Below are 24,998 nucleotides of genomic sequence, written 5' to 3'. Positions count from 1 at the left end.
CCCTAATGCTGGCGCGTGGAGCCGCCCATGAGGGCCGCGTCGAGAATCTTGTGTTCGCTCGCCTGCGCTGCCGGCATTTCGGCCACGATCGTGTCGTGATGGACGACGTAGATGCGGTCGCAGAGCCCGATCAGCTCGATCGTCTCGCGCGAGAGCACCAGCACCGCGCCGCCCTTCGCGGTGAAGTCCCGCAGAAGATGGTAGATCTCGGACTTGGCGCCGATGTCGACACCGCGCGTCGGCTCTTCGACCAGCAGAAGATCGAGATCGGCGGCAAGGTAGCGGCCGAGCAGAACCTTTTGCTGGTTGCCGCCCGACAGCGAACCGACCGCAGCCGACAGGCCCGCCGCCTTTATGTTCATGACCTCCATCATGCGGGCGATGACGTTTCGATATGGCCGCGCCGGCGCAAGTTCAGGGCGCCTCGAATGCAATCCGATGGCGATGTTGTGGGCGATCGGCAAAGCGAGGAAGAGCCCCTCTTCCTTGCGGTCCTCGGGAACGAAGCCGACCTTCAGCTGCTGCAAATACCGAACGCCCGCCGACGCCGGGAGCGGCATCTTCAGCGCCTTGCCGTTGATAGAAATCGTCCCGGCGAAGGGATGGTAGCGGCCAATCAGCGATCGCAGGAAGCGCTGCTGGCCCTGCCCTTCCAGCCCGGCCAGGGCGACGATCTCGCCCTTGTGCAAAGTCAGCGACAGCGGCTGCGATGTCTCGGTGATCTTGAGGTTTTCGACGCGCAGGATCTCATCGCCTACATCGCCCGTACGATCGGGAAAAAGGTCCTGGAGTTCGCGTCCGACCATCATGGCGATGAGTTCGTCGGTGGTGATCTCGGACACCGTCCTGGTGCCGACCAGTGCGCCATCCTTCAGCACCGTCACCGTGTCGCACAACTCGAAGATCTCCTCCATGCGATGCGAGATGTAGACGATGGCTTTCCCCTTGTCGCGCAGCCGGCGGATGTTGCGGTTGAGCACATCGACATCGGCCGCGTTGAGAGCCGCCGTCGGCTCATCGAGGATGAGCACGCTGGCGTCGGCCTGGATGCAATGCGCGATCTCGACGAATTGCCGCTCGGCGATCGTCAGGCTGGAAACGAGTTGCGACGGGTCGAGCGTGAGGCCGAGTTCGCCAAGCGCCCTGGCGGTCTGCCTTTTCATCGCGGGATAGTCGATCGAGCCGAACCGGGTCGTCGGCTCCCGGCCGAGGAACATGTTCTCGGCGATCGACAGATTGGGCAGCAGCGAATGCTCCTGGAAAACGGTCGAAATGCCGGCATCGAGCGCGGCGCGCGGCGACTTCAGATCGAGCTTCTCACCGCTCATGAAGATCTCGCCGGAATCGGGCTGATGCACGCCCGCCAGAATCTTCATCAACGTCGATTTGCCGGCACCGTTCTCGCCCATCAGGGCGTGGATGCTGCCCGCCTTGAGGTCGAGGGAAACGGAGTGGAGCGCCTTGCTCCCTCCGAATGCCTTCGAAATGTGGGACATCTCGACAAGATTGGTCACGAAACCCTCGAACGAACCGGATTCGACACATGGAACGGCCTGCGGGGAATGTTTGTCCACTCCCCGCCAGCCACGGCGCCGTCACTTCTTGCCGTAATATTCCTTGAGCTTGTCTTCCGGCAGTTCGCTTGGCCACCAGACATTGGCGGTCAGGTCATCGCGATAGTATTTCTTGGCCTTGTCCTGGTCCCATCCGTCGGGATTGTAGACATAGCGCTTGTAGAGCTGCTTGCCTTCCAGAAGGGCAACGGCAGCGCGCACGCCGGCAGCGCCCTGGGCGGGACTGTATTCCGGAGAGATCGACTTGAACCCATCCGTAATCCACTGGCCGAAATAGCCATTGTTGCCCTCGCCCGAAATCGGCGGAATGGGTGTGCCGAACTGCTTGAAGACATCGACGCAGGCGCGCGTCATGTCGGCGCCGGACGACCAGATGCCGTCGACCTGCGGATTGTTCAGATAGAGCGTCTCGCACAGCTTCTTGGCCTTGTCGTACTGCCAGTCGCCATGCTCCTCGGCAATGATCTGCACATGCGTGCCCTTGAGCGATTCCAGGAGGCCGTTATAGCGGTTGGTGTCTTCCGGATGGCCGGCCAGGCCACGCAGGACCCAGATCTTGCCGTTGTCGCCGACGGTCTTCACCAGCCAGTCGCCCATGACCTTGCCGAAGTGCTCGGCGCCGCCCTGGATTTCGGTGGTGTAGGCGTCGGAATCGATACGCCCGGTGTGAAGGATGACCGGGATGCCGGCGGCGACCGCCTTGGCGATGCTGGCATTGGCCGACGTGCTGGTCACCGGTTGAACGATGATGGCGTCGACATGCTGTGCGATCAGGTCCTCGATATCGGCCACCTGCTTCTTCTGGTCGAAGCCGGCATCGAGCAGGATGAATTTCGAGATGCGCTTGTCCTTGGCCGCGGCGTTCTCCGCCTCATGCGCCACCTGCACCGTCCAGGTGTTTGCGTTGACACCGAAGTCGCTCATGCCGATGACCCAGGGCGGGTCCTTCTTGAACGCACCGGCGGCGGTCATGCGCGTGTCGTCGGGGCGCGGCGCCACGCCGTCCATCAGCTTGACGTCTTGCGCATGCGCCAGGGACGTCACGGCAAGCGTGGACGCAACGAGCATCCCCAGGCCGACGGTTTTCAGCAATCCTAACATTGAACACTCCTCCTTGTGGTTGCTCCGGCCTACAAATTCGTATGGCCACGAGACGCTCTCCCAATGCATGCCCCCGTCACAAACCGACCGATGCGCGCAATTCTCCCGCCCCCGAACACATGCGTGTCGAAGCCCAACTTCTGCTGGACGATGATGACGGTCGAGAACTCCTCCGGGCACTTTAGAAGCACAGCGGATTCGCCCTGTCAATAGTTAGTCAGGTTGAATGACTATTCCCTTGCTTGCCTTTCGCCGCTCCACTATCCATCATGAATGGCGCTCGCCGGCTTCGGCGCGCAGTCTGTCCCGGCGGGAAAAACATGCGATCAGTCTTGTGCTACGGCGACTCCAACACGCACGGCCAGATCCCCGGCAGGGGGCCGCTCGAGCGCTATGGTCCGGGTGAACGCTGGCCGGGCATATTGCGTTCTCAGCTGGGCCCTGACTGGTATGTCATCGAGGAGGGGTTGAGCGGCCGCACCACCGTCCACGACGACCCGATCGAGGGCGCCCACAAGAACGGCCGAACCTATCTTCGTCCTTGCCTGCAGAGCCATGCGACGCTCGACCTCGTCATCATCATGCTCGGCACCAACGATCTGAAGATCCGCTTCAACAAGCCGCCGTCGGAAGTGGCGATGGGGATCGGCTGCCTCGTCTACGACATCAAGGAGCTGGCGCCAGGTCCGGGCGGCTCGACGCCCGAGATCATGATCGTGGCGCCACCGCCGATGCAGGACGACGTCAAGGAATGGAAGTCCATATTCGCCGGCGCGCCGGAGAAATCGCGCCTGCTCGCGCTCGAGTTCGAGGTTCTGGCGGACTCGCTCGAACTGCACTTTTTCGATGCCGGCTCGGTGGTGTCGTGCAGCGAGGCGGACGGCTTTCACATCGATGCCGAGGCGCACAGATTGCTGGGCACCGCGCTCGCCCGCGCGGTCGATGCCATCGGCTGGAGCCGCTCGACATGAGCAACCATACCGCCGCCAGGCAACGCGCTCTTACCGACGGGGCGACCTTTGCCTGACATGAGATTCGCACCACCCAATCCCTTGCGCATCGCCGATCGTGCGAGCGGGCTGAATGCATTGAGCGTCCGCAGCTACAACGAGCGGCTGGTGCTGTCCCTGCTGCTTCAGAACGAAGGCATTTCGCGGATGGAAATCGGCGAGAAGACCGGCCTGTCGGCGCAGACGGCTTCAGTCATCGTTCGCTCGCTCGAGCAGGAGGGCCTGGTCTCGCAGGGCGAGGCGCAGCGCGGCCGCGTCGGGCCGCCGACGATCCCGCTTTCACTCAACCCGGAGGGCGCCTATGCGGTTGGCGTCGGCTTCAGCCGGCGCAGGATCGACATCGCGCTCATCGACTTCATCGGCACGGTGCGCTTCCACACGCAGTTGCCGGCGGATGAAGCCAATCCGTTTCCGCAAAGCAGCGATCTGTTCGGCGCGATCGGGCAAGCCATGACCAGCCTGCCGGTCGAGGCGCGCAGCCGGGTTGCCGGCATCGGCCTGGCGGTTCCCGACGATGTCGACACGATGGCTGCAACCCGCAACGGATCGAGCACCTCGCTCAAGGCCTTGCAGGCCGAGATCGAGGAACAGATCAAGCTGCCGGTTTTCGTGCAGAACGACATCACCGCTGCGGCCGGCGGCGAGAGTATGTTCGGCGTCGCAAAGCCGCTCAACGATTATCTGTTCTTCTATCTCGGAGCACGGCTGCAGAGCAGGCTCATCCTCAACCACCAGATCTACAAGGGAAACTCCAGCGCCAGCTTCGATCACGGCCTGATGCGCCTGGAGAGCGAACTGGCCATGCGCGGGCGCCCGTCCGAAATCATCTGGAGCAGCAGCCCTGAGTGGCCCGATCTGGGCGAGGCCTACAGCGCATGGCTGGGCGAGTGTTCCGACCGCCTGAAAGCGTCGATCTCCGCGCTGACCCAGTTTGTCGAGTTCAGGACGGTCGTCCTGTCCAGCTATGCGCCGCAAAAGATTGCCGAGGCCTTGTGCGACGACATCGGCCGGGAATTCCCCGGCATCGAAGCGCTGCCGGCGCGCGTCACCATCAGCCCGAAGGCCGTCGGCGCGGCAAGCCTGCCATTCAGTTCGCGCTTCATGATCCAGTGATCGAGCTGAACCGGGTTGCCGGTCGGCCGATCATGCCCTCTGCAGGTCCATCGATGATTTTCAGGTGACCAGGCGAATCCGCTTGCCAGGACGCCCCACTTAATAGCATGTTAAGTGAACCCTGAGATCGCCATGAAAATCGCTGCGGATCACGCACTCAACGACAATGCCGCGACCAGCGCCGAAGCGCGCCGCTCGACGGTATTGGGCGATCGGATCAAGGCCTATCGCACCACGCGGCGCCTGACGCTGCGCCAGCTCGGCGACATGATCGGCACCACCGCCAGTTTCCTAAGCCAGCTCGAGCGCGGCCTTTCCGGCGCCAACACCAGCACGCTGATGCTGATTGCCAATGCGCTCGGCATCAGCCTCGCCGATCTTTTCGACGAATGCGAAGTGTCGCCGCACGCGGTGCTGACACGCAGCGAGCGGCCGGCGCTGCCGACCAGCGAAGGCTACCGCAAGACGCTGCTGTCGCGCCGGCCGATCCGCGAGATGGAAGTCTATTGCGGCGAGTTCGCCGTCGGCGGCTCGACCGGCGACGTGCCCTACACGCACGGCAACGCGAGCGAGATGTTCCTCGTGCTGCGCGGACGCGTGCAACTGACGCTCGGCGAGGAGAGCTTCACCCTCGAAGAGGGCGATAGCATCGAATATTCGACCTCGACGCCCCACCGGACGATCAATGTCGGCGATACGGTGGCCGAAGTGCTGTGGATCATTGCGCCGCCGACCAGCGGCGCCGTCGACCTCGACCAATATGTAGCCCGGAAAACGCTCGCGCCCGGCCTACCAAAATCAAACAGCGAGCCATCGGAGGGTTAGAAAATGGGAAGCAGATCAAGATTGGCCGGGTTCGTCGGCGCCGCCGCACTGGCCTTGCTTGCGGCCGCCGCTCACGCGCAGAACGCGCCGCCGGCCGGGACCGTGGTGGACGGCTCGCTGAAGGGAAAGACGCTGACCTTCGTCTCCTATGGCGGCATCTACCAGGACGGCCAGGTCGCCGCCCTCAAGGAATTCGTCGACAAGAGCGGCGTCAAGCTTTTGAATGATGGGCCGACCGAAATCGCCAAGCTCCAGGCGCAGGTCGAATCAGGCAATGTGACCTGGGATGTCGTCGATACGGACGATTTTCCGCCCTTCGTGCATTGCGGAAAACTGTTCCAGAAGCTGGATTTGACCAAGCTCGACATCTCGCACATCCCGCCCGGACAGGTCGGCGAGTGCAGCGTGCCGGCGATGAACTACGGCATGGTCCTGATGTACAAGAACGACACGTACAAGGACAATCCGCCGAAGGACTGGAAGGACTTCTTCGACACCGCGAAATTTCCCGGCACCCGCGCCATCGACGGCAGCGGCAGCCCGCTCGGCGGCCTGATCGAACAGGCCATCCTGGCAGACGGCGGCAAGGTCGACGCCATGACGCCGGCCGATATCGACAAGGGCATCGCCAAGATCAAGGCGATCGGTCCCGACACGATCTTCTGGAAGACGGGCGCAGAATCCCAGCAGCTCGCCGAATCCGGCGAGGCCGACATGATCATCATGTGGACCGGCCGCGCCATGACGGCGGTCAAGAACGGCGCTGCCTACACGCCGGTGTGGAAGGACTGGCTGGTCGTCATGGACCAGCTGACCATCCCGGTCGGCGCCAAGGACACCGACGCTTCCTACGCGCTGATCAACGCCTATCTCGGCAAGAAGTCGCAGGAGATCCTGACCGAGCAGACCTCCTACTCGCCGATCAACAACGAGGCACAGCCGAAGGTCGACGCATCCGTCGCCGCCTTTCTGACCAACACGCCGGACCACGCCAAGCTCGGCTATCAGCAGAACATCAAGTTCTGGGTCGCCAACTTCGCCGCCGCGTCCGACAAGTGGACAGCGCTGATGGCCGGCAACTGAGCCGGCTACCGCTGAGGTGACGGCGTGAGCCAGACATCGCATACGCCGACGGCCGGGGGTGATCATCCTCGGCCGCCAGGTGCCGTGCGGGCGCCGCAGCGGCGCCCGCGCCTTGCTGCCTATCCTTCGCTGCTGGCGATGCCCGCCTTGGCTTTGCTCATCGCCGCGATGGGCTATCCCTTGCTGACCGTCACGCTGCGCAGCTTCTCGGACCCATCTTGGGGCTTGCAGAACTATGTCTGGTTCTTTTCCACCCCGGTGAATGTCACCGTCCTGTGGCGCACCTTTTCCATCGCAGCCTGGGTCACCATCGTTTGCGTCATCGCCGCCTACCCCTATGCCTATCTCATGACGGCGGTCGGACCGCGCCTGCGGCTGGTCCTCATCCTGTGCGTTTTGGTGCCGTTCTGGGTCAGCGGCGTGGTGCGCACCCTGGCCTGGGTCATCCTGCTGCAGGATTCCGGCATCATCAATTCGGTCATCAGGCTGCTCGGCTTTGACGGCGTGAAGCTGATCCGCACGCAGACCGGCGTCGTCATCGGCATGGCGCAGGTGCTGCTGCCGTTCATGATCCTGCCGCTCTATTCGGTCATGCGCGGCATCGATCTGCGCCTCGTGCAGGCGGCGCGCAGCCTTGGTGCGCGCCCGGCACGCGCCTTCCTGCAAATCTATCTGCCGCTGTCGCTGCCCGGCGTTTTCGCCGGCGCCATCATCGTCTTCATCCTGTCGCTCGGCTTCTACATCACGCCTGCCCTGCTCGGCGGCCCGCGCAGCACCATGCTGTCGACGCTGGTGCAGAGCCAGGTGCTCAGCCTGCTCAACTGGGGCCGCGGCGGCGCCATGGGCGTCGTGCTGCTGGTCGCGACCTTCGTGCTTCTAGCGCTCGCCGCCCCGCTGATGCGCCAGCGCCACAAGCAGGCGTCCAGATCATGAGACTGGCACCATCCCGCCTTCTGCTCGGTCTGTTCTGCCTGCTGGTCGCCGTCTGGCTGGTGATGCCGACGCTGGTCATCATCCCGATGTCATTCAACGAGAAGAAGTCGCTCGCTTTCCCGCCGTCCGGCTTCTCCTGGCAATGGTACGAGAATTTCTTCACCAACCCCGATTGGCTGTCGAGCTTCTTCAATTCGCTGAGGGTCGCGGGCCTCGTCGCCGTCGCCGCCACGCTGATCGGCACGCTGGCGTCGCTCGGCCTCAGCCGCATGAAACATTCCGGCGCCGGCCTGCTGCGCGCCATCCTGATCACGCCGATGATCGTGCCCGGCGTGGTGCTGGCCATCGGCATCTACGCCGTCTATCTCGACTACCAGCTCGTCGGCACCACCACCGGCTTCGTCATCGCACATACGATGCTGGCGATCCCCTTCGTCATCATCGCCGTGTCGGCAAGCCTCGAAGTCTTCGACGCGCGGCTGGAGACGGCGGCGGCAAGTCTCGGCGCCAACCGCTTCACCACATTCCGCACCGTGACCTTGCCGCTGATCGCGCCCGGCATCCTGTCCGGGCTTTTGTTTGCCTTCGTCACCTCCTTCGATGAGATCATCGTCGCGCTGTTCATCACCAGTCCCTACCTGAAGACCTTGCCGGTGCAGATCTTCACCAGCATCACCCGCGACGCCGATCCGACGGTGACGGCCGTCGGAACCATCATCTTCATTGCCACGACGCTGATCATCAGCGCCGGGCTGATCATCAGCTCGAAATCGACGAGGAGTTGAGATGACTGCGAGGAAACGCGGCGCGGCCATCGACATCAAGTGCGCAACCAAGCGCTACGGCAATTTCACCGCACTCGACGATGTCAGCCTGCATATCGAGCCGGGCGAGTTCATGACGCTGCTCGGCCCCAGCGGCTCGGGCAAGACCACGACGCTCAACGTCGTCGCGGGCTTCACCGACCTCACCTCCGGCGACCTCGCCGTTGGCGGCAAAAGCATCGTCGCCCTGCCGGCCCACAAGCGCAACATCGGCGTTGTCTTCCAGCACTACGCGCTGTTTCCGCATATGACGGTCGGCAAGAACGTCGCCTATCCCCTCACCTTGCGCGGCATGGACAAGCAGGCGCGCGACCGTCTCGTCGTGCGCGCGCTGGACATGGTCAAGATGGCCGACTTCGCGCATCGCTATCCCTCCGAACTTTCCGGCGGCCAGCAGCAGCGCGTGGCGCTGGCGCGCGCCATCGTCTTCGATCCGCCGCTGCTGTTGATGGACGAACCGCTCGGCGCGCTCGACAAGAAACTGCGCGAATGGCTGCAGCTGGAGATCAAGCGCATCCACCGCGAACTCGGCACCACCTTCGTCTATGTGACGCACGACCAGGAAGAGGCGCTGGTCCTGTCCGACCGCATCGCCGTCTTCAATCAGGGCCGCATCGAACAGGTCGGAACCGGCCGCCAGCTCTACGACGAGCCAACGACCCTGTTCGTGGCCAAGTTCATCGGCGAATCGACCAGTTTGCGTGGCACCGCCCAGACGTCCGGAAGCGAGACCAGCCTGACGATCGCCGGCCAGAAGATCGTGGCCAACGGCAAGCTCGCCAGCGGCCGCAAACCGGTGGTCCTGCTGCGGCCGGAGAAGCTTTTGCTTGCCGGCACCAACACGCCTCCCGCCGCCGGGCAGAACAGCCTCACCGGTCAAGTCAGCGAGGCGATCTATCTGGGCTCCGGCTCGAAATACCAGGTGACGTTGCGCGACGGCTCGGTCGCCATCGTACGCTCGTCGCTGGAAGCCACACCGTTCTCGATTGGTGACACGGTCGATCTGCGCTGGTCGGTCGTCGATGCAAAACTTCTTGCCGACGACGATCGCGCCGACATGACGATGACCTGATCGCTCTTTCCCCGCAGGATTTTTAGACATGGACGCCAAAGTCAACGGCAACGTCTCGTTCTGGTATGCCGACATCGGCCTGCCGGCCTATCGCGCGCCGCTTCCGGGCGATCTCGAAGCCGATGTCTGCATCGTCGGCGCCGGCTACACCGGCCTGTGGACGGCTTATTACCTGAAGAAGGCCGATCCATCGATCCGCATCGCCATCGTCGAGCGGGAGTTCGCCGGCTTCGGCGCGTCGGGCCGCAATGGCGGCTGGTTGTCCGGCGGCTTCAGCTGGTCGCGCGAGAAATATCTGCAGACCTCGACGCGCGGCGCTGTCATCGACATGGAAACGGCCATGCATGGCACGGTCGACGAAGTGATCAAGGTGACCGAAGCCGAAGGCATCGATGCCGACATCCGCCGCGTCGACAATCTAACGGTGGCGACGAACCCGCCGCAGCTCGAACGGATCAACGCCGCCTATGCCGATGCGATCGGCTGGAGCGTGCCGAGCGAGCGTGTCAGCCTGATCGGCCAGGCAGAGGCCAAGGCCCGCATCAACATCAGGAATGTGCTTGGCGGTTATATCCACCACGGCACCGCGCGTGTGCAGCCGGCCAAGCTGGTGCGCGGCCTGTCCGAAGCCGTCGAGCGGCTCGGTGTGCCGATCTACGAGCAGACCACCGTGACCGGCATCGAGAAGGGCAAGGTCACGACGAACCGCGGCACCGTGCGCGCGCCGATCATCATCCGTGCCACGGAAGGGTTCACGGCCGGCATACCAGGCAATGAACGGCTCTGGCTGCCGCTCAACAGCGCGCAGATCATCACCGAGCCGCTGCCGCAATTACTGTGGGACGAGATCGGCTGGGAGGGCCATGAGCTTCTGGGCGACTCCGCGCACGCTTATTGCTATGCGCAGCGCACCAGGGAAGGCCGCATCACCATGGGCGGACGCGGCGTACCCTATCGTTACGGCTCGCAAACGGATGTACGCGGCCAGACGCAGCAGGCGACGATCGAAAGCCTGCACGCCATCCTCACCCGGCTGCTGCCGCAGACAGCCAGGCTTCGCATCGACCACGCCTGGTGCGGCGTTCTGGGCGTGCCGCGCGACTGGTGCACGACGGCAGGGCTCGATCCGCAGACCGGCATCGGCTGGGCCGGCGGCTATGTCGGGCTCGGCGTCTCGAGTTCCAACCTTTCGGGCCGCACGCTGCGCGACCTTATCCTGCGCCGCGACACCGAACTGACCCGCCTGCCCTGGGTCAACCGAAAGGTCAGCAAATGGGAGCCAGAGCCGATGCGCTGGCTCGGCGTCCACTCGATGTATCAGCTCTATCGCGTCGCCGACGAGCGCGAGGAAGCCGGCCTCCAGCACACGTCGAAACTGGCCGCAATCGCCGACCGCATCACAGGACATTGAGAGACTGCCATGACCGACTTCCAGACCTTCGCCCACCTCGCCTCCATCGACCTCGGCGAGCCTGAGCCCAAGCCGACCTCGATCAGCGGCGATCAGTTCGAAGCCTCGACGACGCTGTGGACCTCGCCGGATGGCGCACTGGAAGTCGGCGTCTGGGAGTGCACGCCGGGCCGCTTCACGGCCTCGCGCGAGACCAATTCCGAAACCTGCCACATCGTGTCAGGCCGGGTCTCGCTGCATGGTCCCGATGGCCGCAGCGAGGACGTCGGTCCGGGCGAAATGCTGGTGCTGCCGAAAGGCTGGAAAGGCGAATGGACGATCCACGAGAAAACGCGCAAGCTCTATATCCTGCACTTCGAAGCGTGAGCCGGCTGGAACAGCCGCTACTCGTCGTCTGAACGATCACCCCCGGTAACGATCGGCTTGCCTTCTATCACACGCCGCAAGGCGTCGTTGATGCGGTCCTGCCAGCCGGGTCCATCCTCCTGGAAATGGTCCAGCACGGCGCGGTCGATTCGGATCGAAACAAGCTCTCTGACGCCTGGAGCGGCCGTGGGCTCTCGGACCGGGGCAGCCGGCCTCTTCATCGGCTTGAAAGCCGCCTCGGCGGCCGCCATCGGATTTGTCGGTCGGCGCGGAGGATTTGCCATTGGATGACCCTGACTGAGGATGATTCGTGCGCGACGTAGCACGCCTGAGCCACCATAGCCCAACCAGCACCGTCGCGCAGGCCCCTTTGGTCAGGACGATCACTCGGCTGCTTGGAGGCTCTGTGCGTCGATGATGACCCTGATCTCGGCGCGGCAGGAGCCGCAATTCGTGCCGGCATTCAGGGCCGCGCCGATTGCCGCAACGCTGCCGCAGCCGCGGCGTACCGCTTCCGCGATCTGGTTGGCGCCAACGCCGAAGCAGGAGCAGACGATGGCGCCGCGATCGACGTCGATCCCGCCCGGCCGCCCGGCCACGATCGCCAGCCTGCTGCGCCGATCAACATGATCGGCACTCAACTGTTCCGCCGCCCAGCCGCGCGACACGGCGACCGGGCCGGGCGCGACGAACAAGGCGCCTGACAGTTGGTCGTCGTCGAAGGCGGCGATGCGGTGCTGGCCGGCGTCGCGGTCGTGATAAGCTGATATTTCGGCACCCAATGACGTACCGAACAGCGACCCGGCAAAGCCCGCCCAGTCGATGTCGTCATCGGCAAAGGCAAGCTCGACCCGCCAGCCGCCCTTGCACTTGGCCACGGCCCAGTAGGGCGCAGTATTAGGCTCCGGCCGCTGCCGAGCCACCGCAAAGCCAAAGGCCTTTGCCGCGAATTTCTCGATGCGGACGGCGACATGTTTCAGCGCCGGCTGACCGGAAATGGGATCGGTCAGCGGCGCGGTCAGCGTGTCGAGCCGGCCCTTTGCCGAGAACTGATCGGTCCAGTGCATCGGCGCAAACAGGCTGCCCTGGCGCTGGCGCGCCGTCACCAGCGCGCGCACCAGCACATCACCGCGCGGGCTGGAAACGCGCGCTATGTCGGCGTCACCGATGCCGAAGCGCTGCGCATCCGCCGGGTGGATCTCGACGAAGGGCTCGGCGATATGCTGCGACAAACGCGGGCTTTTCCCCGTCCGCGTCATGGTGTGCCAATGGTCGCGGATCCGGCCGGTGTTGAGGATCAGCGGATAATCGGGGCTGGTGCGGATTTCCGTGGTGGGACGGATGGCGATGAAGCGCGCCTTGCGGTCGGGTGTGAAGAAGTTGCCGTTGGCGAAGAAGCGAGCCTGGAGCCCAGTCGTGCCGACCCCTTCTGGCCAACCTCCAGCTTGAGCGCCCCCCTCTGGCCTGCCGGCCATCTCCCCCTCAAGGGGGGAGATTGGCAGCTTCGCCGACCGCTTTCGCTTTGCGACGTTGTGAATTGGCGAAGACGGCCATGACAGCCGATCTCCCCCCTTGAGGGGGAGATGGCCGGCAGGCCAGAGGGGGGCGCCTTGGCTCGGCGCTGGCCATTGGAACGGCTCAAGCGCCTCATATCCCTCCCCATCAACCCCGGCATAAGCCCCGATGTCGAAATCCCGCGCACCATCATTCTCGAACCCCGACAGCGCGGCATGCTCGGCAAACACCTCCGCCGGCGACGCGTAGGAAAACGCCTCACCAAACCCCATCCGTTTGCCCACCTCGGCAATAATCCGCCAGTCAGGCAGCGCATCTCCGGGCACGCGCAAAAACGCGCGCTGGCGCGACACACGGCGTTCGGAATTGGTGACGGTGCCATCCTTCTCGCCCCAGGCGGCGGCGGGCAGCCGGACATGGGCGTGGCGGACGGTATCGGTCCGGGCCAGCACGTCCGACACCACCACGAACGGGCACGCCTTGATCGCCGCTTCGACGGCATCGGCGTCCGGCATCGAATCGACCGGGTTGGTGGCCATGATCCACAGCGCTTTGATGTGCCCGTCGGCAACCGCCTTGAACATCTCGACTGCCTTCAGGCCGGGCTTTCCGGCAACGGCCGGCGCGTTCCAGAAGCGCTGCACGCGGTCGCGATGATCGGGGTTTTCGATCTCCATATGGGCGGCCAGCATGTTGGCCATGCCGCCGACCTCGCGCCCGCCCATGGCGTTGGGCTGGCCGGTCACCGAAAACGGCCCTGCCCCTGGCTTGCCGATGCGGCCGGTGGCCAAATGGCAGTTGATGATGGCATTGACCTTGTCGGTGCCCGAAGACGACTGGTTCACCCCTTGGCTGTAGACGGTCACGGTCTTGGAGGTCGCCGCGAACAGGCTGTAGAACCGGTCAAGCTCGTCCTCGCTCAGGCCCGTGGCAGCAGCGACGCCAGCCAGGTCCAGCGCGGAGGCGGCGAAAAGCGCTTGCCCGAAGCCCGTCGTGTGCGTCGTGATATAGGTGCGGTCGAGCGCATTGTGCTGGCCGAGATAGGCGAGCAGGCCAGTGAACAAAGCGATGTCGCCATCCGGCGCGATCGCCAGATGCATATCGGCAATGTCAGCGGTCATGGTGCGACGCGGGTCGACCAGCACGATCTTCATCTCCGGCCGCTTTTCCCGGGCAGCCGCGATGCGCTGGTAGAGCACCGGATGGCACCAGGCGAGATTGGAGCCGACCAGCACGATCAGGTCGGCAAGCTCCAGATCATCATAGGTTCCGGGCACGGTGTCGGAGCCGAAAGCGCGGCGGTGGCCGGCGACCGAAGAGGCCATGCACAGGCGCGAATTGGTGTCGATGTTGGCGGAGCCGACAAAGCCCTTCATCAGCTTGTTGGCGACGTAGTAGTCCTCGGTCAGCAACTGGCCGGAGACATAGAAGGCGACCGCATCGGGCCCGTGCTCGGCAATGGTTTGCGAGAAGGTCGAGGCGACGAGGTCGAGCGCCTCGTCCCAGCCGGCGCGGCGGCCGTGGATCTCCGGATGAAGCAGCCTGCCGTCGAGATCGATGGTCTCGGCCAGTGCCGAGCCCTTGGAGCAGAGCCGGCCGAAATTGGCCGGGTGGTCGGGGTCGCCGCGCACGGACACTTGCCCGTCCGCGGCGACCTTCGCCAGCACGCCGCAGCCCACCCCGCAATAGGGGCAGGTGGTCCTCACCTCGCGCGCTTCATCGATCTCCATGGGGTCAAGCCGCGCGGCTGGCCAGCGCTTCCAGCGCAATGAACAGATGCTCGCCTTCGATCCGCACCGGAATGGTGCGCACCGCGCCCTCGTCGGCGCCGAGCGCCTTGCCCGTTTCCAGCGAAATCACCCAATTGTGCAAGGGACAGGTCACCGCCGTGCCGTGCACGATGCCCTGGCTGAGCGGTCCGCCTCTGTGCGGGCAATGATCGTCGATAGCGTAGACCTGATCGTCCTGGGTGCGGAAGACCGCGATTTTTCCTTCCGGCGTGGCGACGCAGCGCGCGCCGCGGCGAGGGATGTCGGAGAGAGAGCCTATCGATATCCAGTTCATGACGCTCACTCCGCCGCCTGCGCAAAACCGACCGAAGCCATTGGCCGGAATTCGTGCTTGTCCTTGCCGGAAACGCGTTCCGACCACGGGTCGACCTGGGCGAATTTCTGGCTGAAGACGAAGCGCTCGTAATAGGCCTTGCGCTTGTCGCCATCGTCCATGATCTGGCGCTTGATCTCGGGGATGCCGATGCGCTTGGCCCATTTGTAGATGCGCTCGAGGTAGCGGCCCTGCTCGCGGTACATCTGCGTCAGCGCCACGATATGCTCCAGCGCCTCGTCCTCAGTCTTCACAAGCCCGAGTACTTCGGTGCCCTTGATGTCGAGGCCGGCCGCACCGGCAAAATGGATCTCGTAACCGGAGTCGACGCAGATGACGCCGACATCCTTGCAGGTCGCCTCGGCGCAGTTGCGCGGACAGCCCGACACCGCCATCTTGACCTTGGCCGGCGTCCACGAGCCCCACATGAATTTTTCGATGCGGATGCCGAGGCCCGTCGAATCCTGCGTGCCGAAGCGGCACCAGTCCGAGCCGACGCAGGTCTTCACCGTGCGCAACCCCTTGGCATAGGCGTGGCCGGAGACGAAGCCGGCCTGGCCGAGATCGGCCCACACCGCCGGCAGGTCTTCCTTGCGGATGCCGAGCATGTCGATGCGCTGGCCGCCGGTGACCTTGACCATCGGGATTTCAAACTTGTCGACAACGTCGGCGATGGCGCGCAGTTCAGCGGCATTGGTCACCCCGCCCCACATGCGCGGCACCACCGAATAGGTGCCATCCTTCTGGATGTTGGCGTGGACGCGCTCGTTGATGAAGCGCGACTGGTAGTCGTCGGCGTAGTCGTCCGGCCAGTCGCAGACGAGATAGTAATTGAGCGCCGGCCGGCATTTGGCGCAGCCGCAGGAGGTCGTCCATTCCAGTTCCTGCATGACGGCGGGAATGGTCTTCAGGCGCTTGGCGATGATCAGCCGGCGGACCTCGTCATGGCCGAGCGTCGTGCAGCCGCACATCGGCTGCACCGCCGCTGGATTGTATTTGTCGCCGATGGTCAGCACCATCAGCTTCTCGACCAGCCCGGTACAGGAGCCGCAGGAGGCCGAGGCCTTGGTATGGGCGCGCACGTCGTCGAGCGAGGTCAGGCCCTTGGCCGTGATCGCGCCGGTGATCTTTCCCTTGCAAACGCCGTTGCAGCCGCAGATCTCCGCATCATCCGGCAAGGCTGCAACGGCCGCCATAGGGTCCAGCGGGGCACCCCCCTGGTAGGACTGGCCGAAGATAAGCGTATCGCGCATCTCCGATATGTCGGTCTGCTTCTTCTTCAGGTCGTTGAACCAGGCGCCGTCGGCCGTCTCGCCATAGAGCACGGTGCCGATGATGCGGTCGTCCTTCAGCACCAGCCGCTTGTAGACGCCGGCCGAAGCATCGCGCAGCACGATCTCCTGGCGGTCGTCACCATCGGCGAAGTCTCCGAGCGAGAACAGTTCGATTCCGGTGACCTTGAGCTTGGTCGGCGTGTCCATATGGACGAAGGCCGCCGCTTCGTCGCCGGCAAGCTGGCTGGCTGCAACGCGCGCCATCTCGTAGAGCGGCGCGACGAGGCCATAGACCTGGCCGTTGACCTCGGCACATTCGCCGAGCGCGTAGATGTCGGGATCGTTGCTGCGCATGCCGGCATCGACGACGATGCCCCTGTTAACGGCGATGCCGGCCTGTTTGGCCAGCGCCGAATTCGGCCGGATGCCGACGGCCATCACCACAAGCGTTGCTGGGATAATGGTGCCGTCAGCAAGTTCCACCTGCCCGACCTTGCCGTTGCCTGTGATCGCCTGGGTGTTGGCCTTGGTGATGACCTTGATGCCGCGCTGCTCCACCGCGCGCTGCAAGAGATAGCCGGCGGCCGGATCGAGCTGGCGCTCCATCAAAGTCGGCATGACATGCAGCACGGTGACGTCCATGCCTTGCGCGTTGAGGCCCGCCGCCGCCTCCAGACCCAGCAGGCCGCCGCCGATGACCACCGCCTTGGCCCGCGACTGGGCAGCGAGCATCATCGCCTGCACGTCGTCGAGATCGCGATAGGTCAGCACGCCCGGCAGGTCATGGCCCGGCACCGGAATGATGAACGGTACCGAGCCGGTGGCGATGACGAGCTTGTCGTAGGGCTCGGTGACGCCGTGATCCGAGGTGACGGTCTTCGCCGTCCGGTCGATGGCAACGATCTTATGGCCCTTGTAGAGGGTGATGTTGTTGGCGATGTACCAGCCGTCGCCATGGATGATGATCTCCTCATAGGCCTTCTCGCCCGACAGCACCGGCGACAGCATGATGCGGTCGTAATTGACGCGCGGCTCGGCGTTGAAGATGGTGACGGTGTAGCGGCCCGGAGCCTGTTCCAGCAGGTGCTCCAGCATGCGCCCGGGGGCCATGCCATTGCCGATGATGACAAGTCTTTCGCTCATGGTGCTACTCCGCGGCTTCGACGAAGCGGTGGCGTTCGTAGAGGAACTTCAGAACCGCCTCGCGGCAGCGCAGGAAGGTCCGGTCGGAAGAGAGTTCGACGCGCCGGCGCGGCCGCGCCAGCGGCACGGCAAGCACTTCGCCGATGGTCGCCGCCGGACCGTTGGTCATCATGACGATGCGGTCGGAGAGCAGCACCGCCTCGTCGACGTCATGGGTGATCATGATCGTCGTCGAGCCGAGCCTGGAATGGATGTCCATCACCGCGTCCTGCAGATGGGCCCGCGTCAGCGCATCGAGCGCGCCGAACGGCTCGTCGAGCAGCAGGATCTTCGGCTCCATCGCCAGCGCCCGGGCGATACCGACGCGCTGCTTCATGCCCCCGGAGATTTCCGCCGGGCGTTTGTCCTTGGCATGCGCCATCTGCACGAGGTCGAGATTGCGCATGATCCAGTCATGCCGCTCGACTTTGCTCTTCGAACGTCCGAAGACCTTCGACACCGCCAGGTTGATGTTTTCGTAGACGGTCAGCCACGGCAGCAGCGAGTGGTTCTGGAACACCACGGCGCGTTCCGGTCCAGGGCTGTCGACCTCCTTGTCCTCGAGCAGCACGGCGCCGGCCGACACCTTGGTCAGCCCGGCGATCAGATTGAGCAGGGTCGACTTGCCGCAGCCGGAATGGCCGATGATGGAGACGAATTCGCCCTTGTCGATGGTCAGCCTGATGTCCTTCAACACCTCGCTGACCTGGGCACCACGCGTGAAGGATTTGTCGATATGGTCGAGCTTCAGATAGGCCGTCATCGCCCCTCTCCTCACTTTGCTGTTGTGCCGCGGGTGACGAAGGCGCCGACCGCCGCGACCAGCCGGTCGAGGCAGAAGCCGGTGACGCCGATATAGGCGAGCGCGACGATGATGTCGGGCAGCCGCGACGAGTTCCACGCATCCCAGATGAAGAAGCCGATGCCGACGCCGCCAGTCAGCATTTCAGCGGCGACGATGGCGAGCCAGGATAGGCCGATGCCGATCCTCAAGCCGGTGAAGATGTAAGGCGCGGCGGCCGGCACCATGATCTTGACGAAGAATTCGAACTGGTTGAGCCGCAGGATGCGCGAGACGTTGCGGTAGTCCTCGGGAATGTTGCGCACGCCGACCGCGGTGTTGATGATGATTGGCCAGATCGAGGTGATGAAGATGACGAAGATCGCCGACGGGCTGGAATCACGGAACGCCGCCAGCGACAGCGGCAGCCAAGCCAGCGGCGGCACCGTGCGCAGGATCTGGAACACCGGGTCGAGGCCGCGCATCGCCCAGATCGACTGGCCGACCAGCGCACCGAGCGCGACGCCGACGACCGCCGCCAGGCCGAAGCCGACGGCGACGCGCTGCAGCGAGATCAGCACGCGCCAGGCCAGACCTATATCCTGCGGGCCATTGTCGAAGAACGGATGCGCTATCAGGTCGTAAGCCTCGTTCCACACCTGGGTCGGCGGCGGCAGGCTCGATGTCGGCGACGAACAGGCGATCTGCCAGACGACCAGCATCAGCGCGATGACGATGATGGGCGGCACCAGCGCACTCGCCAGTTTGCCGGCGATGGCGAGCGGCTCGAAGCGGCGCCGTGCCTTGGCAGTGAAGGCGATGACCTCCGCCGGCTTGGCGGGAAAGGCCTTCACCTTGGTGTCCTCGATAGTCTGGATCGACATGTCTGGGGAAAACTCCTTGGGGGCAGGTAGTGATCGCAAGCGGCGCATGCGCGCCGCTTGCGATCAGGCTACGCCGATGCCTTGATCTTCAGGCTGTCGAGATAGGCGGACGGGTTGGCCGGATCGAAAATCTTGCCGTCGAAGAAGGTCTCGACGCCGCGCGACGACGACGCCGGAACGTCGGCTGCCGCGACGCCGAGATCCTTGGCCGCCTCGCGCCACAGATCCTCGCGGTTGACCTGGTCGACCAGCGCCTTGATGTCGGTGGTCGGCGCGAACTTGCCCCAGCGGATGTTCTCGGCAAGGAACCACGCATCATGGCTCTTGAACGGATAAGAGACGCCGCCCTTCCAGAACTTCATGGAGAGATCGGTGCCGTTGGCGACGCGGCCATTGCCATAGTTGATGTCGCCCTTGAGGCGGCCGATGATGTCGGCGACGGGCACGTTCATCCATTGCCGCTTGCCGATGATGGCGGCCATCTCGTCCTTGTTCTCGGTGGCCTCGCACCATTGCTGGGCTTCCATGACGGCCATCAAGATCGCCTTGGTGGCGTTCGGATATTTCTCGATGAATTCGGCGCGCAGGCCGAGCGCCTTTTCGGGATGGCCCTTCCACAATTCGCCTGTCGTGGCGGCGGTGAAGCCGACGCCCTGGTGGACGAGTTGCTCGTTCCACGGCTCGCCGACGCAGAACACGTCCATATTGCCGACCTTCATGTTGGCCACCATCTGCGGCGGCGGTACGACGATGGTCGAGACGTCCTTGTCGGGATCGATGCCGCCGGCGGCCAGCCAATAGCGCAGCCAGAGATCATGGGTTCCGCCCGGGAAGGTCATGGCGGCTTTGATTTCCTTGCCGGTCGCCTTCTTGGCGGCGAAGGCGTCTTTCAGCTTCGAGGCGTCGAGGCCGACACCGGTGCCGGCATATTCCTGGGCGACCGAAATGCCCTGGCAGTCGTAGTTGAGCCGCGCCACGATCGCCATCGGCATCGGCTGGTTGTTCTGCGTCACCTTGCCGGTGTGCATGAGGTAAGGCAGCGGCGTCAGGATATGGGCGCCGTCGATGCCGTTGGCCGCGCCGCCGAGCATCAGATTGTCGCGTGTCGCACCCCAGGAGGCCTGCTTGAGCACCTCGACGTCAGGCATGCCGAACTTGGCGAACAGCCCCTTCTCCTTGGCGATCATCAGCGGGGCCGCATCGGTGAGCGCAATGAAGCCCAGCTTGGCGCCGGTGACCTCCGGAGTGGCGGTCGCGGCATAGGCGCCGGAAGGGAAGAGCTTGCGGGCCGCCACGAACAGGCCGGCCGTCATCGCGCTGCTGACCAGAAAATCGCGGCGCGTCATGTCTTTGAGGGTCGTTCCAGTCCTGATCCGTTTCGTCATCGTCGTCTCCGGTTGGGCGCGGCTTGAGATCCGCGTCGTCGATTGCGTGTTGATCAAAACAAAAAAGCCGCCAGCCAGGTCTTCGCGTCCGGGTGACCGGGAGCGCGCATGAACCTGAGCGGCAGCTTTGCCTGTGGCGCCCGCCATTGGACGCCTGTTCCGTGACCCGCAAAGGGCCTGTCTATTTCAAAGCAGGAACCGTGCCAGTTTTGAGAGAGGTGAAAAAGGCCAATGAAATCAGCAGCCTGCGCTGATCGCCGGCGCACTGAACCCTATGGCCGGAAGGCCAAAGATTGTTCATTAGGGCAATCGCGCGCACAATTTTTGTGCAATGCACAAGGATGGCGCGGAAATGATCAGGCCTAAATCTCGGCAAATTTCTGGCCGGTAATGTACGCATCGATCTCGTCAGGATCGAAGATCTGACCGTCGAAGAAACCGTCCGGACCGAGCACAAGGCCGGCGCCTGTCGCGCCGACCGCGGTGGCAATTTGGAGCGCACCCTCGACTTTCGAATTGGCGCCGGGAAGCGCGACGCCGAGCGGCTTCAGCGCCGAACGGTAGAGGTCGGGACGGTAGCAATCGCGGGCGATGGCGAGATTTTCAGGCGTGTGCGCCACGTGCCCCCAGCGCACCATCTGCGTGTAGAACCACAGCGCATGGCTCTTCCACGGAAAGTTCGCCGCCTTATCGAAGGGGAGGAAGAAGTCGTCGATGGTCCGCTCCGCACCGCCGCCCAGTTGGAGATGGCCGGTCAGGATCGGCATCTGCACGGTCGGCGGCAGGCCGAGGAAGCCGGCCTGCGCCATTACCCCGGCCAGTTCGCCATGGTTGGCCGGATCCTGGCACCAGCGCGCCGAGTGATGCAGCGCGCGCAGCAGCGCCGCCAAGGCCTCGGGGTTTTCGTCTGCCCAAGCCTTGCGCACGCCGATCACCTTCTCCGGGCTGTTGCGCCATATCCGCGCCTTGACGGTGACGATGTGGCCGGTGCCGGCGGCCACCGCAGCGCTGTTCCAGGGTTCGCCGACGCAGTAGCCGTCGATGCGGCCGGCGGCCAGCGCATCGGCCATGAAGGGCGGCGGCACGATGACGATCTCAATCTCTTGGCGCGGATCGATGCCGCAGGCGGCGAGCCAGTAGCGCAATTCGTAATTGTGCCCGGAATGCGGATGCACCACGGCAAAGCGCAGCGGATCGCCACCGGCCGCAGCGCGCTCGCGAATGAGCGCGCCAAGTGCGGCACCGGCGCGCGCCGGGTCTAGGTCGGCCTCGGCGCCGTGTGCCGCCATACCGGCCCAAACGGCATTGGAGATGGTGACGCAATTGCCGCCGAGGCCGAGCGAGAACGGCACGATGGTTTCCGAGGCCAGCGGCGTCAGCCCGAGATTGCAGGCGAGCGGCATTGGTCCCAGCATATGCGCGAGATGGAAGTGGCCGATGGCGATGCGGTCGCGGATGTTGGCCCAGGATGTCTCGCGGTGCAGCTTCAGATCGATGCCTTCTTGCGCGGCGAAGCCAAGTTCGCCCGCCGCGACCAGCACGGCGCTGTCGAAAAGCGGCATGAAGCCGGCGGTGATCTGGTGCTCGGCAGTCATGCTCATTCGTCCTCCGCCGGTCCCAGCAGCCCCGCGGCAGTCACCAGGCTTTGGGCGATGTCGCCGATCTTGCGGTTCTGGTTCATCGCCGTCTTGCGCAGCAGCGTGTAGGCGGCCTCTTCGGAGAGGCCGCGCGATTTCATCAGGATGCGCTTGGCGCGGTCGATCACCTTGCGGCTCTCGAGCTCGCCGCGAACCTCTTCCAGTTCGCGCGCCATGCGCGAAAAAGCGTTGAAGCGGCTGACCGCCATGTCGAGGATCGGCTTGACGCGCTCTTGCCGCAGACCGTCGACGACATAGGCCGAAACGCCGGCATCGACCGCCGCCTCGATCGAGGCCTGGTCGGAGCGGTCGACGAACATGGCGATCGGCCGTTTTACGGCACGCGACAGCTGGAACATGTTTTCCAGCATGTCGCGATTCGGGTTTTCGAGATCGATGACGATGACATCGGGCTCGATCTCGGCGATCCGCCGCGCAATGCCGGTCACATCATGGATGACAGTGACCCGCTCATGGCCGGCCTCGCGCAACCCCGCCTCGATGATCGCGGCGCGGATGCGGTTTTCATCGATCACCAGGACGGCGAGTGCGGTTCGAACCATGCCTGCATTGTGACCAAGCGAAGGAATTGTGCAATGCGGTATGGTTGAACAATCCGATATTCGCTGACCGCACCGCAGGCGCCCTATTCCGCGGCCAACGCCGTGACCTCGCGGCGGAAGGGCAGTGCGTCGCCGATATCGGCTTCATCCAGCTCGCGCGCGAAGCGGTGGCCGGCATAGGTTGCCCAGGCGATCGGACCCGGCGCCTCGGCATCGCCGATGATTTTGATCGAGCGGATTCCGCTGTCGGCCCATTCGTCCCGCCGCGCCTTCAGGCCTTGCCAGACACCATCGTCCTGCTGGCGCGATGTCACCAGCACCACCGCGTCGGCAATGATGTCGCTCCGGGCGCCTGTATAGGCGCAGACTGTGATAACACCGCCCGGCACGATGCGCGTCACAGTCCGGTTCAGCACGATCTCGACGCCGCGTTCGGCCAGCCGGCGATGGATGGCGCCCTGCTCCAGCGTGTTGCGGGTCCAGTCGGATACATAGGCCGACGGCGTCACCAGCGTCACCTTCGCGCCCTGGCGCGCCATCAGCTCGGCCAGAACGCCACCCATGTAGTAGTGGTCGTCGTCGAACAGCACGACACTGCCGGTCGGCACAGTGCCGGCCATCAGATCGTCCGGCGTGTAGACCGGCATGGCCGGGTCGATCGGCATCGACACGACATGCGCGCGCGCCACGCCGTCTCGGCGCCATGTCGAGCCGGTGGCAAGCGCAATGTTCTGAAAGCCGAAGTCCAGTATCTCCTGCGCCGACAATCGGCTTTCGAAATAGACGTCGACATTGGACATCTGGCTGATCTGGTACTGGCGGTAGTCGCGCACGCGTCCCCATGCCGAGAGACCAGGCAAGCGGCACTCGCGCGCCACGCGGCCGCCGAGTTCGGTGCCGGCTTCGGCGATGGCCACCTGATAGCCGCGCAGGCCGAGCGCACGCGCCGCCTCCAGCCCGGCCGGGCCGGCGCCGACGATCAGCACGCTGTCGCTATCGCCCTTGGCCTGCATGCGTTCGGGATGCCAGCCCTTGCGCCATTCCTCCATGAAGGTTGGGTTCTGCGTGCAGCGCGAGATCGACATGGTCATGTCGCCGGTGATGCAGATGTTGCAGCCGATGCATTCGCGAATGTCCTCGATGCGCCCCTCCTCCACCTTCTTCGGCAGGAAGGGATCGGCAATCGATGGGCGCGCGCAGCCGATGAAATCCAGCGTGCCGGACTTGATCATCTTCACCATCACATCCGGCGAGGTGAAGCGACCGACGCCGACGACCGGCTTCGAGGTCAGTTTCTTGATGCCGGACACCAGGCTCTCCTGCGCGCCCTCCTCCTTGAACCGCGACGGCCCGGAGCAGTCCTCCCAAGCGCCATGCGCCAGGTCCCAGAGGTCGGGCAGATCGGCATGCATCTCGATCATGTCGCGCACTTCGGAATTGGCAAAGCCGAGCTCACCGATCATCTCGTCCAGCGACAGCCGCAGCGTCAGGCCGCACGTGTCGCCGATAGCGTCCCTGCCCTCTTCGATCAGCTCACGCATCAGCCGCGAGCGGTTCTCCAGCGAGCCGCCATATTCGTCGCTGCGCTGGTTGGTGGCCGTGGACAGGAAGTGCTGGATGATGCCGAAGCCATGCGCGCCGTAGAGGCACACCAAATCGAAGCCCGCGAGCCTCGCCCGTTTGAAGGCATTGCGATGCCAGCGGCGCAGGTCGCGAATATCCTGCTTGTCCATGGCGCGCGCCTGCACCGGATCGTTGGTGAAGGTGCGGATCGGCAGGGCCGACGGCCCGCGCGGCACTTCCTTGGTGTAGAGGTTCGGCCCGTTGATGCCTGAGTAGGCCAGTTGGATGCCGGCCAGCGCGCCATGCTGGTGCATTGCCTTGGCCATCTTCGCCAGCGCCGGAATATCGGCATCGTCCCACAGCCTGAGCTCGATGAAGGGCGTGATCTCGGATGTGTGGTGCATCTCGGTTTGCTCGGTGAAGATGACGCCCCAGCCGCCTTCCGACTTGATGCGGCGCATCTCGGCCGCGGCCGAAGGGTCGCGATAGCCGCCGCCATTGCAATGCGGCACCTGATAGAAGCGGTTCTTGGCGGTCACCGGACCGATCTTCACGGGCTCGAACAAAATATCATAGCGCGGATCGCGCATGGAACGTGCCTTCCTGCCAGCGTCGCCCTGCAGCACGCCCGATCATGGTTTCGAGGCGTGACGCAAGCCGGCCGGCCCAGTGGGTTGATGCCGTGAGACCATTCATAAGTTGCGGCAAGCGCCGGAAAACAACAGATTTCTTCTGTGCCGGTTAGGCCGCGCCTAATCGCACACATCCGGATTAGCATCCGCTGAATCCCGACTGAGCC

General features: G+C 64.3%; 21 protein-coding genes. 9 read left to right on the top strand and 12 right to left on the bottom strand.

Annotation, left to right across the window (positions count from 1 at the left end):
- Positions 1-2 precede the first annotated feature (2 nt).
- On the bottom strand, positions 3-1,514 hold the full coding sequence (locus EN990_RS01590) for a sugar ABC transporter ATP-binding protein (protein WP_127368126.1): 1,512 nt from the start codon (positions 1,512-1,514) through the stop codon (positions 3-5).
- 81 nt (positions 1,515-1,595) lie between these two features.
- Positions 1,596-2,675, bottom strand: coding sequence for a substrate-binding domain-containing protein (locus EN990_RS01585; protein WP_013530473.1), 1,080 nt, complete (start codon positions 2,673-2,675; stop codon positions 1,596-1,598).
- Positions 2,676-2,995: 320 nt separating this feature from the next.
- Between EN990_RS01585 and EN990_RS01580 the strand changes: the two genes are divergently transcribed.
- The 9 genes from EN990_RS01580 (at position 2,996) to EN990_RS01540 (ending at position 11,312) form a co-directional block, all read left to right on the top strand.
- Complete coding sequence (locus EN990_RS01580; RefSeq protein ID WP_023809404.1) at positions 2,996-3,646, top strand: SGNH/GDSL hydrolase family protein; 651 nt, start codon at positions 2,996-2,998, stop codon at positions 3,644-3,646.
- A gap of 57 nt (positions 3,647-3,703) precedes the next feature.
- Entirely contained in the window at positions 3,704-4,798 is a 1,095-nt protein-coding gene (locus EN990_RS01575; RefSeq protein ID WP_013530471.1) for an ROK family transcriptional regulator, read from the top strand.
- Positions 4,799-4,930: 132 nt separating this feature from the next.
- Complete coding sequence (locus tag EN990_RS01570) at positions 4,931-5,623, top strand: XRE family transcriptional regulator (protein ID WP_024503956.1); 693 nt, start codon at positions 4,931-4,933, stop codon at positions 5,621-5,623.
- 3 nt (positions 5,624-5,626) lie between these two features.
- The gene (locus EN990_RS01565; RefSeq protein WP_023809407.1) at positions 5,627-6,706 is read left to right on the top strand and encodes an extracellular solute-binding protein; all 1,080 of its coding nucleotides are present in this window, start codon (positions 5,627-5,629) and stop codon (positions 6,704-6,706) included.
- 24 nt (positions 6,707-6,730) lie between these two features.
- Positions 6,731-7,639 (top strand): ABC transporter permease, encoded by a 909-nt coding sequence (locus EN990_RS01560; RefSeq protein ID WP_027160916.1) that lies wholly within the window; start codon positions 6,731-6,733, stop codon positions 7,637-7,639.
- Positions 7,636-8,424: an ABC transporter permease gene (locus EN990_RS01555; RefSeq protein WP_027160917.1), complete on the top strand. Its 789-nt coding sequence runs from the start codon at positions 7,636-7,638 to the stop codon at positions 8,422-8,424. Before EN990_RS01560 ends, EN990_RS01555 begins: the two co-directional genes overlap by 4 nt.
- 1 nt (position 8,425) lies before the next feature.
- Positions 8,426-9,535 (top strand): ABC transporter ATP-binding protein, encoded by a 1,110-nt coding sequence (locus EN990_RS01550; RefSeq protein ID WP_127369073.1) that lies wholly within the window; start codon positions 8,426-8,428, stop codon positions 9,533-9,535.
- A gap of 28 nt (positions 9,536-9,563) precedes the next feature.
- Positions 9,564-10,946 (top strand): FAD-binding oxidoreductase, encoded by a 1,383-nt coding sequence (locus EN990_RS01545; protein ID WP_013530465.1) that lies wholly within the window; start codon positions 9,564-9,566, stop codon positions 10,944-10,946.
- Positions 10,947-10,955: 9 nt separating this feature from the next.
- Positions 10,956-11,312, top strand: coding sequence for a cupin domain-containing protein (locus EN990_RS01540; protein WP_013530464.1), 357 nt, complete (start codon positions 10,956-10,958; stop codon positions 11,310-11,312).
- Positions 11,313-11,329: 17 nt separating this feature from the next.
- Here the strand turns inward: EN990_RS01540 and EN990_RS01535 are convergent, their stop codons facing one another.
- The 10 genes from EN990_RS01535 to EN990_RS01490 all read right to left on the bottom strand — a co-directional run bounded on the left by EN990_RS01535 (position 11,330) and on the right by EN990_RS01490 (position 24,789).
- Positions 11,330-11,596 carry a BrnA antitoxin family protein gene (locus EN990_RS01535; protein ID WP_013530463.1) on the bottom strand — a complete coding sequence of 89 codons (267 nt, stop codon included), beginning with the start codon at positions 11,594-11,596 and terminating at the stop codon, positions 11,330-11,332.
- 99 nt (positions 11,597-11,695) lie between these two features.
- Positions 11,696-14,557 carry a nitrate reductase gene (locus EN990_RS01530; RefSeq protein WP_127384584.1) on the bottom strand — a complete coding sequence of 954 codons (2,862 nt, stop codon included), beginning with the start codon at positions 14,555-14,557 and terminating at the stop codon, positions 11,696-11,698.
- Between the two features lie 4 nt (positions 14,558-14,561).
- Entirely contained in the window at positions 14,562-14,891 is a 330-nt protein-coding gene (gene nirD, locus EN990_RS01525) for a nitrite reductase small subunit NirD (protein WP_024503964.1), read from the bottom strand.
- Positions 14,892-14,896: 5 nt separating this feature from the next.
- Positions 14,897-17,347, bottom strand: coding sequence for a nitrite reductase large subunit NirB (nirB, locus tag EN990_RS01520; RefSeq protein WP_127384585.1), 2,451 nt, complete (start codon positions 17,345-17,347; stop codon positions 14,897-14,899).
- Between the two features lie 4 nt (positions 17,348-17,351).
- Entirely contained in the window at positions 17,352-18,149 is a 798-nt protein-coding gene (locus EN990_RS01515) for an ABC transporter ATP-binding protein (RefSeq protein ID WP_013530459.1), read from the bottom strand.
- Positions 18,150-18,160: 11 nt separating this feature from the next.
- Positions 18,161-19,051: a nitrate ABC transporter permease gene (gene ntrB, locus EN990_RS01510; RefSeq protein WP_013530458.1), complete on the bottom strand. Its 891-nt coding sequence runs from the start codon at positions 19,049-19,051 to the stop codon at positions 18,161-18,163.
- Between the two features lie 68 nt (positions 19,052-19,119).
- Positions 19,120-20,436: a CmpA/NrtA family ABC transporter substrate-binding protein gene (locus EN990_RS01505; protein WP_127384586.1), complete on the bottom strand. Its 1,317-nt coding sequence runs from the start codon at positions 20,434-20,436 to the stop codon at positions 19,120-19,122.
- Between the two features lie 362 nt (positions 20,437-20,798).
- The gene (locus EN990_RS01500; protein ID WP_164753461.1) at positions 20,799-22,031 is read right to left on the bottom strand and encodes a CmpA/NrtA family ABC transporter substrate-binding protein; all 1,233 of its coding nucleotides are present in this window, start codon (positions 22,029-22,031) and stop codon (positions 20,799-20,801) included.
- A gap of 2 nt (positions 22,032-22,033) precedes the next feature.
- Positions 22,034-22,636, bottom strand: a complete 603-nt coding sequence (locus EN990_RS01495; protein ID WP_127369732.1) for an ANTAR domain-containing response regulator — start codon at positions 22,634-22,636, stop codon at positions 22,034-22,036.
- Between the two features lie 83 nt (positions 22,637-22,719).
- On the bottom strand, positions 22,720-24,789 hold the full coding sequence (locus EN990_RS01490; RefSeq protein ID WP_127369731.1) for an NAD(P)-binding protein: 2,070 nt from the start codon (positions 24,787-24,789) through the stop codon (positions 22,720-22,722).
- Positions 24,790-24,998 lie beyond the last annotated feature (209 nt).

Origin of the sequence: Mesorhizobium sp. M7A.F.Ca.US.005.03.1.1, from assembly GCF_003997975.1 — a bacterium.
Lineage (GTDB): Bacteria > Pseudomonadota > Alphaproteobacteria > Rhizobiales > Rhizobiaceae > Mesorhizobium > Mesorhizobium ciceri.
This window is presented reverse-complemented; position numbering and strand designations above follow the sequence as displayed.

Coding starts and splice junctions, on each gene's coding strand:
- EN990_RS01585 (WP_013530473.1), bottom strand. CDS start 2,675: ATGTTAGGATTGCTGAAAACCGTCGGCCTGGGGATGCTCGTTGCGTCC.
- EN990_RS01580 (WP_023809404.1), top strand. CDS start 2,996: ATGCGATCAGTCTTGTGCTACGGCGACTCCAACACGCACGGCCAGATC.
- EN990_RS01575 (WP_013530471.1), top strand. CDS start 3,704: ATGAGATTCGCACCACCCAATCCCTTGCGCATCGCCGATCGTGCGAGC.
- EN990_RS01570 (WP_024503956.1), top strand. CDS start 4,931: ATGAAAATCGCTGCGGATCACGCACTCAACGACAATGCCGCGACCAGC.
- EN990_RS01565 (WP_023809407.1), top strand. CDS start 5,627: ATGGGAAGCAGATCAAGATTGGCCGGGTTCGTCGGCGCCGCCGCACTG.
- EN990_RS01555 (WP_027160917.1), top strand. CDS start 7,636: ATGAGACTGGCACCATCCCGCCTTCTGCTCGGTCTGTTCTGCCTGCTG.
- EN990_RS01550 (WP_127369073.1), top strand. CDS start 8,426: ATGACTGCGAGGAAACGCGGCGCGGCCATCGACATCAAGTGCGCAACC.
- EN990_RS01545 (WP_013530465.1), top strand. CDS start 9,564: ATGGACGCCAAAGTCAACGGCAACGTCTCGTTCTGGTATGCCGACATC.
- EN990_RS01540 (WP_013530464.1), top strand. CDS start 10,956: ATGACCGACTTCCAGACCTTCGCCCACCTCGCCTCCATCGACCTCGGC.
- EN990_RS01535 (WP_013530463.1), bottom strand. CDS start 11,596: ATGGCAAATCCTCCGCGCCGACCGACAAATCCGATGGCGGCCGCCGAG.
- EN990_RS01530 (WP_127384584.1), bottom strand. CDS start 14,557: ATGGAGATCGATGAAGCGCGCGAGGTGAGGACCACCTGCCCCTATTGC.
- nirD (WP_024503964.1), bottom strand. CDS start 14,891: ATGAACTGGATATCGATAGGCTCTCTCTCCGACATCCCTCGCCGCGGC.
- nirB (WP_127384585.1), bottom strand. CDS start 17,347: ATGAGCGAAAGACTTGTCATCATCGGCAATGGCATGGCCCCCGGGCGC.
- EN990_RS01515 (WP_013530459.1), bottom strand. CDS start 18,149: ATGACGGCCTATCTGAAGCTCGACCATATCGACAAATCCTTCACGCGT.
- ntrB (WP_013530458.1), bottom strand. CDS start 19,051: ATGTCGATCCAGACTATCGAGGACACCAAGGTGAAGGCCTTTCCCGCC.
- EN990_RS01505 (WP_127384586.1), bottom strand. CDS start 20,436: ATGACGAAACGGATCAGGACTGGAACGACCCTCAAAGACATGACGCGC.
- EN990_RS01500 (WP_164753461.1), bottom strand. CDS start 22,031: ATGACTGCCGAGCACCAGATCACCGCCGGCTTCATGCCGCTTTTCGAC.
- EN990_RS01495 (WP_127369732.1), bottom strand. CDS start 22,636: ATGGTTCGAACCGCACTCGCCGTCCTGGTGATCGATGAAAACCGCATC.
- EN990_RS01490 (WP_127369731.1), bottom strand. CDS start 24,789: ATGCGCGATCCGCGCTATGATATTTTGTTCGAGCCCGTGAAGATCGGT.